At 65.7% G+C, this 18,180-nt stretch carries 8 protein-coding genes and 2 pseudogenes; 6 read left to right on the plus strand and 4 right to left on the minus strand.

Translation table 11 applies throughout. From position 1 onward, the window contains the following. The first annotated feature begins 18 nt into the window (after positions 1–18). Together ACZ45E_RS27075 and ACZ45E_RS27080 are read left to right on the plus strand one after the other, a co-directional pair. Positions 19–6,945 carry a scabin-related ADP-ribosyltransferase gene (locus tag ACZ45E_RS27075; RefSeq protein WP_468225075.1) on the plus strand — a complete coding sequence of 2,309 codons (6,927 nt, stop codon included), beginning with the start codon at positions 19–21 and terminating at the stop codon, positions 6,943–6,945. Between the two features lie 26 nt (positions 6,946–6,971). Continuing rightward, a complete protein-coding gene (locus ACZ45E_RS27080) occupies positions 6,972–7,403 on the plus strand; it encodes a hypothetical protein (protein WP_468225078.1) in 432 nt (143 codons plus the stop codon). A 616-nt stretch (positions 7,404–8,019) separates the two neighbouring features. On the opposite strand, the gene ACZ45E_RS27085 is transcribed toward ACZ45E_RS27080, so the two are convergent. The 3 genes and pseudogenes from ACZ45E_RS27085 to ACZ45E_RS27095 form a co-directional block, all read right to left on the minus strand. Further along, positions 8,020–9,312, minus strand: coding sequence for an IS256 family transposase (locus tag ACZ45E_RS27085; protein ID WP_468225080.1), 1,293 nt, complete (start codon positions 9,310–9,312; stop codon positions 8,020–8,022). A gap of 50 nt (positions 9,313–9,362) precedes the next feature. Next, positions 9,363–9,804: pseudogene (locus tag ACZ45E_RS27090) on the minus strand (IS630 family transposase); the annotation flags it as partial. Between the two features lie 380 nt (positions 9,805–10,184). Continuing rightward, positions 10,185–12,056: a TerD family protein gene (locus ACZ45E_RS27095; protein WP_468225083.1), complete on the minus strand. Its 1,872-nt coding sequence runs from the start codon at positions 12,054–12,056 to the stop codon at positions 10,185–10,187. A gap of 484 nt (positions 12,057–12,540) precedes the next feature. On the opposite strand from ACZ45E_RS27095, the gene ACZ45E_RS27100 reads away from it, so the two are divergent. From ACZ45E_RS27100 to ACZ45E_RS27110, 3 genes are all read left to right on the plus strand, one after another. Then, a complete protein-coding gene (locus ACZ45E_RS27100; protein ID WP_468225084.1) occupies positions 12,541–13,743 on the plus strand; it encodes a VWA domain-containing protein in 1,203 nt (400 codons plus the stop codon). Positions 13,744–13,865: 122 nt separating this feature from the next. Continuing rightward, positions 13,866–14,537 (plus strand): DUF6308 family protein, encoded by a 672-nt coding sequence (locus tag ACZ45E_RS27105; protein ID WP_468225086.1) that lies wholly within the window; start codon positions 13,866–13,868, stop codon positions 14,535–14,537. Positions 14,538–15,151: 614 nt separating this feature from the next. Then, on the plus strand, positions 15,152–15,892 hold the full coding sequence (locus ACZ45E_RS27110) for a tetratricopeptide repeat protein (protein WP_468225089.1): 741 nt from the start codon (positions 15,152–15,154) through the stop codon (positions 15,890–15,892). Between the two features lie 32 nt (positions 15,893–15,924). On the opposite strand, the gene ACZ45E_RS27115 is transcribed toward ACZ45E_RS27110, so the two are convergent. Continuing rightward, a protein-coding gene (locus ACZ45E_RS27115; RefSeq protein ID WP_468225091.1) for an IS5 family transposase occupies positions 15,925–16,736 on the minus strand; the annotation gives its coding sequence in 2 pieces (ribosomal slippage) (positions 15,925–16,410 and positions 16,413–16,736; 810 coding nt in all). 97 nt (positions 16,737–16,833) lie between these two features. Between ACZ45E_RS27115 and ACZ45E_RS27120 the strand changes: the two are divergent. Further along, positions 16,834–18,180 (plus strand): annotated as a pseudogene (locus ACZ45E_RS27120) (ISAzo13 family transposase); the annotation flags it as partial.

The raw sequence follows: 18,180 nt of genomic DNA on the forward strand, positions 1-18,180 counted from the left end.
ATGCCTTTTCGTGGTCGTTTGCTCACCACACGCATGTCTCGCCACGCCATTGGCGCGACCGTGCTTGGTGTGCTGCTTTCCCTCTCGGCAACCAGCGTCCAGGCGTTGCCGGCCCAACCAGAAGCCGCTCGGTCGTGGACGCACGACGACCCCGACCCGGCCCACTCCGGAGTCGGTAAGTCCAAACCTAGACCCGTCGATCAGGCGGCCAAGGCCGCGACCCGACAGCTGGGCAAGTCCACCCTGCCCGAGCACGGCCTGGCCGATGTGCCGGTGAACGCCGGGGCGAAGGTGCAGATCGGCGGCCTCCCGGTCGCCATTAGCCGACAAGCACCGGACACCCGGGCGAAAACCGCCGCCCCGGCGCGGGTCAACGTCGAGGTGCTCGACCGCTCCCGCGCGGAGCAGCTCGGCGCAGGCGCCGTCCTGCGGGTCAAGCCGGCCGGGCAGAGCGCGGCCACCGGCACGATGCGCCTGGCGCTCGACTACTCCGCCTTCGACAACGCCTTCGGTGGCAGCTACGGAGCACGGCTGAGGCTCGTCGAGCTTCCGGCCTGCGCCGCCGACCACGATCTGGGCAGCCGCGCCTGCCCCGGCACACCGAAACAGCTGCGATCGGTCAACGACGCCGCGAGCAGGACCGTCTCCGCCGACATCGCCCTTCCCGCACCGACGGCTGCAGGCGCGAAGACGCAGGCACAGTCCTCCGCGCGCACGACGGCTGGCGCAACCGTCCTCGCCCTGCAAGCAGGTGACTCCTCCTCCAAGGGCGATTACAAGGCCACCTCGCTGGCGCCGTCGGCGAGTTGGAGTGTGGCCAACTCCTCCGGCGGCTTCTCATGGGACTACCCGCTGCGGACCGTGCCGACCCCGGGCGGGCTGAGTCCGTCCATCGGTCTCGGCTACTCCTCGCAGTCGGCGGATGGGAGGACCTCGGCCACCAACAACCAGGGTTCCTGGATCGGCGAGGGCTTCTCCTACGAACCGGGGTATGTCGAGCGCTCGTACAAGCCCTGCGCCGAGGGTGAGCACAAGACGTCGGCCGAGCAGTGCTGGGCCTTCGACAACGCCACCGTCATGCTCAACGGCAGCGCGAGTCAGCTTGTCAAGAACGACAAGAAGGACGGCGAGGGCGGGGAGTGGCACTTCGCCTCGGACAACGGCTCGAAGATCGAGCAGCTGACCAATGCCGATTACGCCACCGGCAACCGTGACAACGACGGCGAACACTGGAAGATCACCACGTCCGAAGGCACCGAGTACTACTTCGGGCTCAACCAGCTTCCGGGCTGGTCCAAGGGGAAGGAAGCGACCAACTCGACCTGGGCCGTTCCTGTCTTCGGTGATGACGCCGACGACCCCTGCTACAACTCCACGTTCGCCAACGCACACTGCGATCAGGCATGGCGGTGGAACCTCGACTACGTCAAGGACACCCATGGCAACGTGATGTCGTACTACTACGGGGCTGAGAAGAACCGCTACGCTCTGAACGCCAAGACTGACGTCAACGGCACGGAGTACGACCGCGGCGGCTACCTCAAGCGTATCGACTATGGCCAGCGCGACGACGCCGTCTACACCACCAAGGCACCGGCTCGCGTCGTCTTCCACACCAACGAACGCTGCCTGGGCGACACCACCTTCAAGTGCGACGAAGACAAGTTCACGACGGCCAACGCCAAGTACTGGCCCGACACCCCCGTGGACCGCTACTGCAAGGCCGGCGTCAAATGCAACGCCAGCCAGGTCTCCCAGACCTTCTGGACGAACAAGCGTCTGACCGGCATCACCACCCAGATGAGCACCGGCCCGGCCGCCACCGACTATGGCGACGTCGACGCGTGGACGTTCACCCACTTCTTCACCGACAACGGTGACGACACGAAGACCCTGTGGCTGTCCAAGATCGATCACGAGGGCAGAGCCGGTGGCAGCGCCAAACTGCCTTCCTTGGATCTCCAGGGCATCCATCTGATCAACCGCGTCGACAGCGACAACGACAACATCGATGCCATCCACCGCTACCGCCTCGCCACTGTCCTCAGCGAGACCGGCAGCCAACTGGACGTGAAGTACGCGCCCACTGACTGCACGGCGAATGCGCTGCCCAAGCCCGGTGAGTCGACCAAGCGCTGCTACCCGGTCAACTGGGCCCCGCCAGGAAGCATCGAGCCGAAGACCGACTGGTTCCACAAATATGTCGTCGAGGAGGTCACCGAGACCGACCGCACCGGCGACGGCGACGACCTCGTCACCCACTACGACTACCAGGACAAAGCTGGCTGGCGACACACCGAACCGGACGGCATCACCGACAACAAGTACCTGACCTGGGGCGACTGGCAGGGATACGGCAAGGTCACGGTCACCAGCGGCGACGGCCAGACCACATCGACCAAGATTGATTACACCTACCTGCAGGGCCTTGATGGGGACCAGTTGCCGGGCGGCGGCAAACGCACGGAATCGGTCAAGGACTCCACCGGCGTCTCGTACACGGGCCACAAGGAGTTCACCGGTTTCGAGCTCGAGACGCAGGCGTACGACAAGGCCTCGGGCGGCAAGGTGATCGCCAAGACGATCACGGAACCGTGGAAGTACGACACCGCCACCCAGACCAGGTCCTGGGGCACTACGCACGCCACGATCGTCAAGCCGGGCGCCACCCGCGGCTACAGCCTCCTCTCCGACGACTCCTGGCGAGAGACGAAGTCGGCCCCGCACTACGACACCTCAACCCCCACCGCACGCATCAGCCACACGACGGACTCAGGAGACACCTCCACCAAGACCGACGACACCTGCACCCGCCTGTGGTACGCCGACAACCCGGGCAAGAACATCTACGAGCTGCCCTCCCGCAGCGAGACCGTCTCCGTCGACTGCGCGACCACCCCCGACCGCAAGAGCCAGGTCATCGCGGACGAGCGCACCTATTACGACAACCAGACCACCCTCGGGGCGTCACCCAGCAAGGGAGACGCCACCAAGACGGACCGCCTAAGCAAGCACGACGGCACCACCGCCACCTATCAGGCCACCGGCTGGACCAAGTTCGACAGCTTCGGCCGGCCCACCCAGCAGAAGGACGCGGGTCAGGCCGCGACCGACATCCAGTACACGGACACCAACGGTCTGAGCACACAGTCCAAGGTGACCAACGCCCTCGGCCACACCACCATCACCGACTTCGCCCCGGCCTGGGGCCAGTCGGTAGGACAGACAGACGCGAACAACAAGCGCACCGACCTCGCGTACGACGGCCTGGGCCGGCTCACCTCCGTATGGCTCGCAGACCGGAGCAAGGCCAACAACCTCACCAGCCCGAGCATCAAGTACACGTACAACGTCCGCCGGGACGACGTCGTCGCGATCAAGACCGAGAAACTCGAGAACGACGAGACCTACGGCGTCGAGTACCAGCTGTACGACAGCCTGCTGCGCCCCCGCCAGAAGCAGACCGAGGGCCCCAACGGCACCCGCATGATCGGGGAGGTCTTCTACGACGGCACGGGCAAAATCCGGAAGTCCAACGCGACCTTCAACGCTTTCAAGGCTCCTGAAGACAGACTCGCCACCACGCCGAACGGCGAGGTGAACGGCCAGACCATCGTCGAGTACGACGGCATGGGGCGGCCCACCGCCAACATCCTCGAGGTCGCCGGAGTCGAGCAGTGGCGAACGGCCACCACCTACGACGGTGAGCGCACGCGTGTCGTGCCGCCCCAGGGCGGTGTGCCCACCACGACGGTCACCGATGCGCGCGGCAGCACGGTCGAGGTGATCCAGCAGCCGGGCCCCGCCACCGGACCCTCCGCACCCGCGGAGAGCACGAAATACACCTATGACCCGGCGGGCCGGCTCAAGACGGTCACCGACCCCCAGAAGAACGTCTGGTCCTACGAGTACGACCAGGTGGGCCGCCAGACCAAGAGCGTCGACCCCGACGCGGGCACCACGGACACGAAGTACGACGAGCGCGACCGGCCCACCTCGGTCACGACGGAAAACGGCACGACCTCCACCGTCTACGACGATCTCGGCCGTCCGCTGAGCACCTGGGACGGGGAAGCCAACACCGGCACGAAGCTCACCGAGACGCGCTACGACAAGGCGGGCTGGCTCGGTCAGGCATGGGCCTCACTGCGCTACATCAACGGGACCGAGTACTTCGGCTCCATCACCCAGTCCATGGACGCCTTCTACCAGCCTCTGAAGACTGCATACACGGTCCCAGCCTCCAAGGGCAAACTGGCCGGCACCTACGTCTTCACCACCGTCTACAACCGGGACAACACGGTCGACGGCATCGGCATGCCCGCCGCCGGTGGCCTGTCGGCGGAAGCCATCGACTTCGACTACGACGCATTGCAGCGTCCGGTCGGCATGCACGGCAAGACGCCGTACGCCACCGTCACCTCCTACTCGAAGACCAGCCAGCTGGAGCAGCTGCAGCTGTCCACAGGCACCGGGAAGAAGGTGGGGCAGTCCTACTTCTACGAGAAGGGCACCGACCGACTGACTCGCTCGACAGTCGATATCTCGGGCGATGCGGGACAGAAGGCCGCGGTCAAGGAGTCGGCCTACACCTACGACCAGGCCGGAAACGTCCTGTCCATCTCCGACCTCGCCGGTTCCTCGCCAGACGTGCAGTGCTTCGCCTACGACCAGCGGATGCGCCTGTCGGACGCCTGGACGCCCCAGGCCACTGAAGCCGACGCGACCGGATTCGGAACGGTCGGCGGGCAGATGGGCGGAAAGAAGCCGAAGGCCTGTGAGACGGCCCCCGGAAGCAGCCCGCTCGGCGGCCCGGCCGCCTACTGGAAGTCCTATGCCAGCGACAGCATCGGCAACCGCACCCGCGACGTCATCCACGACACCGGCCTGGACGCCTCCAAGAACATCACCCGCGACTACACCTACGACCGGAGCAACAACGCCGGCCCGCACGCCGTCACCGGTGTCACGGAGAAGACCCCCACCGGAGACCGCAAACTCTCCTACGGCTACGACACCGCCGGAAACACCACCACACGCACCGCCAACGGCGACACCCAGAGCCTGGTGTGGAACCACCAGGGCGAGCTGACCAAGACCACCGAGGCATCGGGCAAGGAGACCACCTACCTCTACGACGCCGGAGGTAACCGTGTCCTGCGCAGCGATGAGGAGGCCACTACCGTCTATCTCCCCGGCATGGAGCTGCGTCTGCCGAAGGGCGGCACGGCGGTCGAGGCGACCCGCTACTACGAGTTCGCCGGCCAGACCATCGCCGTGCGCCAGGACAACGGGGACCTCTCCTTCCTGGCCTCCGACCACCAGGGCACAAGCAGCCTCGCCATCAACGCCACGACCGGGGCCGTCGCGCAACGACGCTTCGACCCCTACGGAATGGACCGCGGGGAAGCGACGGGCACCTGGCCAGGCGAAAGGGGATTCGTTGGCGGCACCAAGGACGACCAGAGCGGCCTGACACACCTCGGCGCACGCGAATACGACGCCGACATCGGCAAGTTCATCTCCGTCGACCCCCTCATCGACTACACCGACCCGCAACAAATCAATGGCTATGCATACGCCAATAACAGCCCCGTATCCTACTCGGACGCGACCGGAACCTCGCCTTGCCAGGACGGCGGTTACGTCTGCGGGAACGGCCCCGCCCCCGGCGTGCCTCACGAACAAGCCGCAGAAAACCAAGCAGCGCACGACGTTCAACAAGCGCAGACGCGGCAGAACACTGCGAAGCAGACCGTCAAGCAGGCCGCCAAGGCCCTGATCAAGATCGTCCGGGACATCATCGGAGTCGATGCCGCCCTGGACTGCTTCTCGACCGGAGACCTCGGCGCCTGTGGCGAGACCCTCCTCAACGTCGCGGGTAGCTTCGCCGGAGGCCTCGCAGGCAAAATTCTCGCGAAGTACGGCGTCCCATGGAAATGGGCGAAGGGGATCAAGCTCGCCAAACGTATAGTCGGGCTGGTCGGCGATCTGATCAGCGGGGTCAAGGAGACCTTCGCCGCCTCCAAGGCGCTCGGCAAGGCCAAGGATGTCCTAAAGCTGGCCCGCGAGAAGAACAAAGCGGCCATCGCCAGAGCCAAAAAACTCGGCGGAAAGCCTGAGTGCCACAGTTTCCTGCCTGGCACCCAGGTACTGCTCAGCGACGGCACCACCAAGTCCATCGAGGACGTGGCCCTCGGTGACACCGTCACCGTCACCGACGCGGAGACCGGTAATACCACGACCCGAGAGGTCGTAGGCACCATCGTCACCGAGGACGACAAGCAGTTCGTCGACCTCACCATCGAGACCACTAACGGCGAAGACGCCGCGCTGATCGCCACAAGCACCCACCCGTTCTGGAGCAAGTCCAAGCACCAGTGGACCAAGGCCGGCGACCTCCAAGTCGGTGACACTCTGCGTACCCCCACTGGCTCCACGGTCACCATCGAGGCTGTCCGTCACTTCGAGAAGCGGCAGCGCACTCATGACCTCACGGTCATGGGCATTCACTCCTATTATGTGCTGGCAGGCAAAACGCCGGTCCTCGTCCATAATTGCACCGTTTACCGCGGTGATACTCGGGCACCAGCAGAGATCCAAGAAGCTGGCGGATTCATACCTCACGATCCGGGTGCGAAAACTCAACTCGGAGACTATGTAGAAAACAACACGCGCGGTAGTTTTGTGTCGACATCTAAGCACGCCCAAACTGCCGCTGGGTTCCCAACTACTGGTGGTCGAGGCTACGTGTATGAGATTCGCGGGGCGCCTCGCGGGATCGATGTCAATGCGCGCATGGGCGGTATGAATCCAAACGCTCACGAAGCGGAAGTGGCATTTGACGGAGGAATTCCATGGGAGCATGTTACGCGAGTTTGGGAGAAAGATGAGTGGGGTGAAATCGACTTCGACTACGACGCGCCGATTTGGGAAAGGTCATAGATCGCACTCGACGGTAGGAGAATAAGTTGGATGAGGAAAATCAGCAGAGAGTAGTGTTGCGCTTCGGCCGTGACGTAACTTCGGAGGACATCGCCCGCTTGCAATCGTTTCTTTTGGATCGGACCGCTCGTGTTGCTCGAGCGGAGCGTGGAAGCGACGAACGAAATGTGGCGCGCTCTGTCCGAACCGCCCTACATCACCTCGTGGTAACACTTCAGAATTCTCTGTCCTTTGCTGCGGAAGGCCGCGACGGAGAGAAATTCGCTCGCTTGCAGATCATGGTGGAGTGGAACTCTTTGTGGGCATTAGTCTCGCCGTGGCAGTGGCATAAAGAGTACGATCAGGAACGCTGGCGCTCCGTAAAATGCTGGGACGAGGAGCAGGAAGAGGAATTCGGGAAGCGCTTGTCGCGAGAATGCAACACAAATTCGCGTGACGTTGCCTCTCCCGACTCGTGACGCAAAGTGATGTGGGTGGGGTGTCGATAGTAGGAGGGGCGGTGCGTCGATTGCTTGCATTGGAAACATTTCGATTCCTGACCTGATTGGTGAGGGTAGCGAGGCAGCGCATCTTGGCGCGGGTGCTTCGCCGTCGCTGCCATCTCCTGCTGGCGGCCTCTGTCGAGGTCGCCAGCAGGAGTGCCAAGCTCGCGCGATCAAGGCTTTCGTGAACGCTGCTGGAGCTGTGCGTTCGGGCGGTCGTTGGGCGGGCTGGTCGTCTAGCAGGGCGAGTAGCGGGCCGGGGCATGGTCGGGGGCGGTCTCACGGAGGCCGCCCCTCGAACGTGCGGCACCGCCGCCGGTAATGACAGCCATGAGAGACTGCCTGGCGTCGTCGGCGCCAATTCGACCAGTTCACCGCGTGGTGTCTGCCTCGGCGCCCGCGCAGGTGCGGGGGCCGGGGCAGACAAGCTGCCAGGAGTCGCCGAACCTCCGCCACCGTGAGCGCGATGGTCCCGGCCCTTTTACCGGTTGCGCCCCCTTTTCGCTGGCCTGGTGGGCCGTGACCGCCAGGAAGGCATGGGCGAGCATGGCCAGGGACTGTCAAACGAGCGGTGTAACTGGGGCTGTTGTACTTACTGACGAGCTGCCGTCAGGCGGCCGTCGAAGGTGATGTCGAAGGCGTTCAGCGCGGTCTTCCAGCGCATGGTCCAGCGGGCCTGTCCCTTGCCGGTGGGATCGAGGGACATGATCGCCATGTAGACGCACTTCAGAGCGGCTTGCTCGTTGGGAAAGTGTCCGCGGGCCTTGACCGCCCGACGGATGCGGGCGTTCACGGACTCGATCGCGTTCGTCGTGCAGACGATGCGGCGGATCTCGGTATCGAACCGCAGGAACGGGGTGAACTCCTCCCAGGCGTTCTCCCACAGCTTCACGATTGCTGGATACTTCTGGCCCCAGGCCTCGGCGAACTCCGCGAACCGGTCCAGGGCGGCCTCCTCGGTGGCGGCGGTGTAGACGGGCTTGAGGAGACGGGCGATCTTGTCCCAGTCCTGGCGGGCGGCATAGCGGAAGGAGTTCCGCAGCAGGTGCACCACGCAGGTCTGCACGATCGTGCGGGGCCAGACCGTCTCCACTGCCTCGGGCAGCCCCTTGAGCCCGTCGCAGACCAGCATGAGCACGTCGCTCACCCCGCGGTTCTTGATCTCGGTGAGGATGTGCATCCAGTGCTTGGCACCCTCGCCACCGTCGCCGGCCCACAACCCTACAATCTCCCGCCGGCCCTCGGCGGTGACGGCCAGGGCTACGTAGATGGGCCGGTTGGCGACCGCACCGTCGCGGATCTTCACGTGGATGGCGTCGATGAAGAGCACCGGATAGACGGCATCGAGCGGTCGGCTCTGCCATTCAGCCATGCCCTCAAGGACCTTGTCGGTGATGGTGGAGATGGTCTGCCGGGAGACCTCGGCGCCATAGACCTCGGCCAGGTGGGCCTGGACCTCGCCGTGGGTGAGGCCCTTCGCGGCCAGCGAGATGACCATCTCGTCGACGCCGGTCAGACGCTTCTGCCGCTTCTTGACGATCTTCGGTTCGAAGGAGCCGTCACGGTCACGGGGCACCGTTATTTCCACCGGGCCGACGTCGGTCAGCACCGTCTTGGAGCGTTTGCCGTTGCGGGAGTTGCCGCCGTTCTTGCCGGCCGCGTCGTGCTTGTCATAGCCGAGGTGGTCGGTGATTTCGCCTTCCAGGGCGGACTCCAGCAGCCGCTTGGTCAGCTGCTGCAGCAGCCCGCCCTCGCCGGTCAACTGCAGGCCCTCAGCCTGGGCCCGGCCCACCAGCTCGTCGATCAACTGGTCATCCATGGCCTTCGCCGACGCAGCCTTCGTGGGCTCGACGGCTTCCGACGCGGACACGTTCTCACTGGTCATCGATGCATCTTCCATGATCGGGAGTTACACCGAACGTCTTACAGTCCCCAGATGTCGGCTTCCAGGGAACGCACACTCTTGTGGGCACCGCGGCGGATCTCCTGGTCCGCGAGGAAGCCGAACCATCGCTCCACCTGGTTGATCCAGGAGGAGCCGGTGGGCGTGAAGTGCAGGTGGAACCGCAGGTGTTTGGCCAGCCATGCCTTGATGGCCGGGCGTCTTGCGGGTGCCGTAGCTGTCGCAGATCAAGTGAACCTGCAGGCGTGCGGGGACTTCGCTGTCGATCTTGATGAGGAACTTCTTGAACTCCGCTGCCCGGTGCTTGCGGTGCAGGGAGGTGATGACTTCGCCGGTCGCGACATCGAAGGCCGCGAACAAGGTGATCAGGCCGTTGCGAACATAGTCGTGAGTACGACGTTCGGGCATGCCCGGCATCATCGGCAGCACCGGCTGCGAGCGGTCCAGGGCCTGGATCTGGGACTTCTCGTCCACCAAAGCCTGCGAGCCGTATTGAGGCATCGCCCGACGCTGTTCGGCGGTTGACTCGGCCTTCGGACAGGCTGAATGTACCGATCAGGGCAGATCTGCCGTCAGCGTGGTGTCAACGGTCGGTCGAGGCTTCGTCCAGCTCGCCGTCGTCACTGTCAGTGATGGCTCTCAAGACGCCTCGGGGGCGCAGGGCGAAGTGGTGGTCCCGCGCTGGAGGGCACCCTCCACATCACGGGCCCGCCCTCGCTGCACAATGCTTCGCGAGGCGGCCGGTCATCTCAGAGCGGGCAGGAGTGTCTCAGCCATCCGGTGCGCCCGTGTGACGGGTGGGTAGCGCTGGTCACGTTCAGCGCATGGCCCCCTTTCTCGGGTCCGGGCGGATGCTATTCGACGTCGACTCCGTAGGCGCGGGCCAGGCCGTCGAGTCCGTCGGCCCAGCCCTGGCCGATGGCCCTAAGTTTCCAGACGGGCGTGCCCTGGATGTGGTGGCGGTAGATCTCGGCGATGACCATGGCGCGGATGGCGGGGTCGGCGGGTGGCTGGAAAATCCATGCCTCGCCGGTAATGCAGTCCATGCGCAGAGCTGCGTGGGTGAGTGCCGCGCAGGCCAGTCCCCTATCGACGTCCATGTTGATGGAGACGATGACGCGCTGTACGTGTGAGGGCAGCGCGCTGAGGTGCAGCACTGCTCTTTCCTCAGTGTGCGGGGGGCGGGCCTGCTTGCCCAAGAGCCGGGCGGCGCCATTGGCTGCGGTGGGCTGGTTGTAGAAGACGAAGTCCTCGTCTCCTGCGACGCGGCTGTTCGTATCGGTCAGCAGCAGGGTGAGATCGGCGTCCGCGCCGGTGAAGGTGAAGGCGACGCTGAGGCTCTGCCATGCTTCTTCCGGAAGGACGACGGTCTGCCCGGGAACGAGTGTTGTTGGTGCATGGAGCGGCCGGGGCGGATGGGGTTGCTGGACGGTTGCCGGAGGTGGCGCCGTAACTGCTGGTGCGGTCCGGGTTTTCCAGTCGGCGAACGGACGGATGTCGTACGGCGAATGCTGTGGGGCGGGCTGTGGCCGGTCGCCCGTGCCGCGGAGGGTGACGTCGAGGTCGGACAGGTTCGGCTCCGGGATGTCTGTTTCCTCCTGCACGTGGTCGAGGAGGGCCTGGAGCCCGTCGGTGCGGCTGACGTCGAGGGGCTTGAGGACGCTGGAGAAGTTGCCTGACGCCGTGGTCTTCACCGAGCAGGCGACGTCCTGGCCGATGTCCAGGAAGCGCAGAGCGTCCTGGGCCTCGCGCCACGGCGTGGTTTCGACCGCGTGACGCGTCCACCGCCCGAAGGCCACGAACCCCAGGCGCTGGCTGTCGGTCAGACGCGTAAGGACGGCAAGGTCGATCGCCGTGATGCCGGGGGCCGTGGCGAATCCCTCCTTGAGCGTGGCGATGACGTTTGATCCCATGGAGGTGAGCCACCAGAGCGTGCGCTCCCGCTTGCTGAGCTTCTTAAGCGTGGGCCGGCCACTGGGGGTCAGGCCCGGTGCCTGGTCCGGCAGCGCGTCCAGGTCCTGCTGGCGCATCACGACACTCATCACCGACCCGGCGACACCGACCGCGCACCCAGCGGCCGGATTGTCGCCGAACGCAGTATTCACCGCCTCACAGACAACCTCTTCGTCGTTCGCCACAAGCGAGCGCCACCACTGATCCGCCTCGCCGCACAGCGCATCGAACACGCCCTGCAAACGCCCTTGCTCGGCGGCCAGATACTTCGGTGCATCCTGTACCGCACGCGCCTTGGCAGCACTGCGCTCGGCGCGCGCCAGCCGCCCGACCCCCCGCAGATGAAAGGCCTGCGCCTCGGCCCGCGCCCACGCCAGACCAAGCTCGACAGGAGGCGCGATAACCGGAGGCTGCGCAAGGGGGAAGGACTGCAGATGCACCGTCGTCGTCTGCTCCCGCAGCGCGGTCAGCTCCGCGATCGCGGCATCGCGCTGAGCCTCCTGCTGCGCCCGCTCCGCCTGGCGGCGAGCGCGGTCGAGTTGCGCGGCCGACGGGGTGATGGAGCGCGGCCGCGAGCGGTGTGTGCTGGTACGGCGACCGCCTCCGCCGCGCAGAGAGCTCGACGCGTAAAAAGGGCCGAGCCCGGAGGAGACCCGGGTGCCGCCACTGCCCACACTGATGCGGGCCGCCCGCGGCCCCAGCGAGGTGCGCACCCCTCGGGTGGAGACCCGCACGCTCATCCCCGGCACCCCAACGCGGAAACCGAACCCCATGCCATTTCCTCCTGCCGGTCGACGCATCGAGTGTGACATCGGCACCGGAGCGGCGGCCGGCAATCAGCGCTGCCATCCGCACGGCTTGAGGCAGGGCGTGCCGCCCGGCGCGCGCTACGGGCTGGTCAGCGGTACGAAGGCCAGCTGGAGGGCAGGGGCGAGCTGATGCCCCGGCCATGCGAGCCTGAACCGCGGTCTTGAGCCTGCTCGCCTGGGCAGGCTCAACAAGCAGCAGCCTGCCGCTGGCGACCAGATGCGGCAGACGGCCGTGGCCCACCACCTACTCGAACTCCTCGGGAGTACCGCGTCTGCGGGTCCTCAGCAGATCTGCAGGTGTGTTCGCCGTTTCTCTCCGGCAGGTGACGCGGCGAAGAGGACGGTGCCGCTCGGTCTTCGTTCGTGCGCTCGTTTTGTGCGAAGGAGGGACGATTTCTTCGCCGAGCGGTCTACCGTTTCTGTCTGAGCGATCACACGGGAGTGGTGGATGTCGGTATTACGCAAGGGCGAGAACGTGGGGCTGCAGGAAGCTCCGGTGGTCTTGTCGGTGTCCGCGCAGGGGATTGCTGTCGACGTGTCCGCGCTGTTGCTGGGGCCGGACGGGAAGGTGCGCGGCGACCATGATCTGGTCTTCTACAACCATCCCACCCAGGATCACGTGGCGGTCTCGGACACGACGGTCTCAGCGGATCTGCCGCGGATTCCGGCGGGTGTGGAGCGGGTGGTGATCGCGGTGAGCATCGACCCGCTGCAGCCCGGCGCGGTCTTCACCCGCGCCCCCCAGCTGTCGGTCTCACAGATGGGCGCCACGGCGGCCTCGTTCACGGCCCCCGACTTCGCTGCCGGGGAGACCGTCGTCGTCCTGGCAGAGCTCTACCGGCGCGGCGGAGGCTGGAAGGTCCGCGCGGTGGGGCAGGGCTACGACTCCGGCCTGGCCGGACTGGCAACCGACTACGGCATCCACATTGACGCCGAGCCCGCCCCTGCACCGCCGGCGCGGACAGGCACGCCGACGGGACCGGCGGTGGACATGACCAAGGTCGAACGGCAAGCCCCCGGCCTGCTGGCACCGGCGCGGCAAGCCGGCCAGGCTCTGACGGACCGGGGGATCACGGGGCGCCGAGCCGCGGTGTACCTGATTCTCGATCACGACTGGAACATGGAGGAGCTTTACGAGTCTTTCGCGGTGCAGGCCTTCGCCGAGCGAGTCCTGGCCCTGTCCGCCAACCTCGACGACGACGGCACCGTCCCCGTCATCTTCTCCAGCGGCCGCGAGCCCTTCCTCGAGGAGATCCGGCTGGACAACTACCGCGGCCGCATCGGCCAGCTGCACACCCAGGTCGACTGGGGCTGGGGCAACGTGGCCGACGCCATGCGCCGGGCCGTCAGCCACTATCAAGAGTCCGGCGCCCCCGACCCGGCATTCATCGTGACGCAGGTCGGCGACGAACCCTGGGACAAGTCCGAAGTACGCGCCATGCTGCAGAACACCGCCTCGCTCGGCGTCTTCTGGCTGTTCGTCGGCTTCGGACGCGGAAAACTCGCCTTCTACAAAAACCTCAACGCCTCAACGTCCGCCACCTTCACCAACGTGGCCTTCTACGACGCCAGCAAGAATCCCGGCGCGATCCCGGGCGAGCGGTTCTACACCGGCCTCATCGACGCCTTCGCTGCCTGGATCCGCTCATGAACGCCACAACGGCCACAGCACAGACGACTCAGCCCAGCCCACGGACGCCAGGGCCCCAACGCGCCGTCCAGCAAGAGCCACTGATATCTACAGGCGGGCCATCGCACCCACTGGCCACAAGAATGCGCGCGGTCCTCAGCGATCCCCAAACAATCCCGCACCTGCGCACCTACTTCGGCCTCGATCCCGCTGCCAGCCCCTTCACCGGAGCCCGCTTCGAAGCACTGGGCGGCGGCGGAGACAACCCGCCATACGCGAACACGGTCACCGCCACGGACCTGATCGCCCTCCAGACCTTGTCGGTCACCGTCCCCGCCCCGGTCACTCTCGACCTCCTCGAAGGCGACCTGGCAGCGCACCTGTCTCAACTCCTGTCACACATACCCGCCGACCTCGACATGGCCGAGGCCGAGGCACGCCACCTACAGCCCGGCTCACCCGCCGACCAGGCTTGGCGCCTCCTGTGTGCACAACACGGAGTGAACTGGGTAATCGCCGGAAAACTCCTGGCCCGCAAACGACCCCGACTGCTCCCCGTCTACGACAGCGTCGTGCGCTGCGCGCTGGGCCGGCCACAGTCCTTCTGGCTGACGCTGCAAGGCGCCCTCTGCCACCGTAACCGCGCACTTCACCAGGACGCGCTGGTGGTACGACAGGCAGCCGGACTACCGGAGGCAGTGAGCGTACTGCGGGTCTGCGACGTCGCGGTATGGATGCGTCACCATACTGCTCACCGGGAGAGAAGGGACTGTGCCTGCTATACCGGCGCGGCTATCCGGTATATAGCTGAGTAACCGTTCTGGGCTTGGCGCTTTCGGGTTACTATGCGCTTCGATCCGTCTGCCCTCCCCGGTCGTTCCCAGCCTGCTGCGTGAGTACTTTTGCCGCTCAGCTTGCGGAAACGGGCCCTCCTTCGGATTTCCTCTCGCCGCTAACAAAGATCGGCGCAATCCTGTACAGAGCCCAAATGGCCATGGAAGCGCTTGAAGGACGGTCCCATGTTTGCAACGAGGAAATCGAAGCATATAGCCATCCTCGCTTTCGCGATCGTCTCAACCGCATTGCTTCTCGCGGTTCCGGCAATCTTGAAGGTAACTGCCCCCTAAGGAACCACATGGCAGGAACTTTCGGATGCTAGCCAGATATATGCATCGCTTTTTGTTGCGCTTGCGCTGGTCGGAGTCGCCGTCTCGCTTCTGCACCAAGAACGGCTAACACAATGACGCGGGGGGTGCGGGTGGGCCCCTCCGCAGGTACGACACGCAGTCTTGCGTCCGCTTGCTTGAGGAACGCCCCAGGCAAGGGGCGGTTCTCAAGCCCTTTCCGTGATCGGCAAGAATGAGCGGCACGGTGGGACGGGTACACGGAGCGGTGGGTGGACTTGGTGAGCGATGGCAATCGTCGGAGCGTGGCGCAGACCTTCCTCGACGCGATCGCAGACAAGGACAGGGAGGCCACAACGACTCTGCTACCGAAGATCCGCGAAGGAGCGGCAGCAGGTGACCCCTACTGCCACGAGGCGCTCGGGGCGTTTGCCCTGGAGATCGAGAACGACCGTCCCACAGCAAGGAAGCACCTGAAGGTCGCCGCCGATGCCGGCATCCCGTCTGCTCAGCGCGGCCTGGGGTATCTCCTGATGGAAGCAGACCAACGGGACCCGGTGGCGGCCGCCACGCTGTTCCTGAAGGCTGCTTATCAAGGAGATCCCTTCGCGCAGTTCAATCTGGCGGGGATGTACTTCCGGGGCGACGGAGTCCCGCAGTCCGACGACGAGGGTCTGCGCTTCCTGGAACTGGCAGCTCGGGGCGGAGTGAGTCAGGCCGCGGCGCAGCTTGCCGACATGAAACTGGTGCACGGCGACTTCGCCGGGGCCAGACGGGCCCTGGAACAGCACATCCAGTTGAGCGATGATCTGCCGCCTGCATCCGCCCTGAACTTCGCCGCAATGTGCTACCAGGGTGCGGGCGGCCCGATCGATAAGATCAAAGCCATGGGCAGCGCGCTCAAGGCAGCCCAGCTCGGCGATCGCGACACTGGCCTCGGCTATGCCCGCACGGTGCTCGACGAGCTCAAACTGACCAAGGACGATATCCGCCAGGCCATCGAGTGGGCCCACGTCGGCGACTGGGCACAGAGCCTCACGCGATAGCTCCACCTGCCTATGGCCTGCGCAGGGCATACCTATCGCAGACAGTGAAGTTGCCGGTGCGTGATGAGGCAGCAGGCGAGCTTGAGGAAGGCTTCATGGATGTCGGCTCGGCGTTCCCAGCGGACACGGAGTCGGCGGAAGCCGTGCAGCCAGGCGAAGGTTCGCTCCACGACCCAGCGGTGGACGCCAAGTCCGGTGCCGTGGCGGGTGTTTCGGCGGGCAATGGCGGGCACGATGCCGCGGGCTCGGACCTGGTCGCGGTAGATGTCGTGGTCGTAGCCGCGGTCAGCGAAGAGCGAGTCGGGCTTGCGCCGGGGGCGCCCGACCCGGCCGCGGACGGGCGGGATCGCATCCAGCAGCGGCAGCAACTGGGTAACGTCGTTGCGGTTGCCGCCGGTGAGGATGACGGCGAGCGGGGTGCCGTGGCCGTCGGTGATCACATGGTGCTTGGAGCCTGCCCGGCCCCGGTCGACCGGCGACGGGCCCGTGTGGAGCCCCCTTTTAGCGCCCTGACGTGTGAGGAGTCAACCACGCAATGGGACCAGTCGAGCCGTGCGGCCGCATTCAGCTCGGCCAGCAGCACCTCGTGGAGCCGCTGCCAGACGCCGGCCTCGTTCCAGTCCCGTAGCCGGCGCCAGCACGTTATGCCTGAGCCGAATCCGAGCTCTTGTGGGAGGTGTTCCCACTGAATGTCGGTGTGCAGGACGTACAGGATCCCGCACAGCGCCTGGCGGTCCGGGACCGGTCGGCGTCCGGGGTAGCGGAACCGCCGCTTCTTCTTCGGCAGCAGCGGCTCGATCCGCTCCCACAGGTCATCCGGCACGATCCACGGTGAAGTCCCCACGACCCGGACAACGCCCAACCGCCCCGGCAGGCACGGCTACTAAGGGCTTGCAGATCATCAAGGTGTTGCTTCCCGTGCTGAGGCTCGTTGGTGTGGTATGTGCATCCCGGATGAGACTCGCAACCAACTCTCCGTGAAGTTTGCGGTGTTGTTTCCACATCTGGACGAGCGGCAGCGTCGGCTGCTGAGGCTCGTGCCCTGGGGCATGGCGGCGTTCGGACTACCGCACGCGCGGCCGGGGTGAGTGAGACGACGGTCCGCAAGGGTGTGTTCGAGCTGGAGGCCGGTGAGGAGCCCCTGGGCCGGGTGCGGCGGCCGGGCGGAGGCCGCAAGCCTGTCACGGATCTTGATCCGGGGCTGCTGCCGGCTCTGCTGGCGCTGGTCGAGCCGGATGTGCGGGGTGATCCGATGTCGCCGTTGCGATGGACGCTGAAGTCGACCCGCACCCTCGCGAGGGAACTGACCCGAGCCGGGCACCGGGTCAGCGCGGACACCGTCGCGGATCTGCTGCGGGAGGAAGGCTTCAGCCTGCAGGCCAACGCCAAAACGCTCGAGGGCAGCCAGCACGTGGACCGGGACGCGCAGTTCCGCTACCTCAACGAGCAAGCCCGCGAGCACCGTGACGCCGACCAGCCGGTCATCAGCGTGGACACCAAGAAGAAGGAGGTCGTCGGCGAGTTCAAGAACGACGGCCGCCAGTGGCGCCCGACCGGTGACCCGGTGCCGGTGAACATGCACGACTTCGCTGACCCGAAGCTGGGCAAGGCGATCCCGTACGGGATCTACGACCTGGCGGCGAACACCGGTTGGGTCAACGTCGGTACCGATCACGACACCGCGGCATTCGCGGTGGAGTCGATCCGGCGCTGGTGGCACGGCCAGGGGCAGGCGGCCTACCCGCAGGCGGAACGACTGCTGATCACCGCCGACGCTGGCGGCTCCAACGGCTACCGCACCCGAGCCTGGAAACTCGAACTCGCCCGCCTTGCCGCTGACACAGGACCGACGATCACCGTCTGCCACCTGCCGCCAGGCACATCGAAGTGGAACAAGATCGAACACCGCCTCTTCTCCCACATCACCATGAACTGGCGCGGCCGCCCGCTGACCAGCCACGAAGTCATCGTCCAATCCATCGCGGCGACCACCACCCGCACCGGACTGCACGTCACGGCCGAGCTGGACAGCAATGTCTATCCGACTGGAGTCACGATCGGTGATGCGGAGATGGCGGCTCTGCCACTGACCCGGCATGCCTTCCACGGCGACTGGAACTACGTCCTGCACCCCCATCGGGCCCCACTCATCCCGGTGGCCCGGACTCCGGAACCGTGCGAGCCGGAATGGATGCCGGCCCTGCTGACCGACCCTGCGCTGACCGGCATGTCTCCCGGTCAACTGCACGACCTGGTCCAGGAACTGACACCGGACGGAGACACCCAGC

The sequence above is a fragment of the Streptomyces sp. NPDC030991 genome (assembly GCF_055571235.1).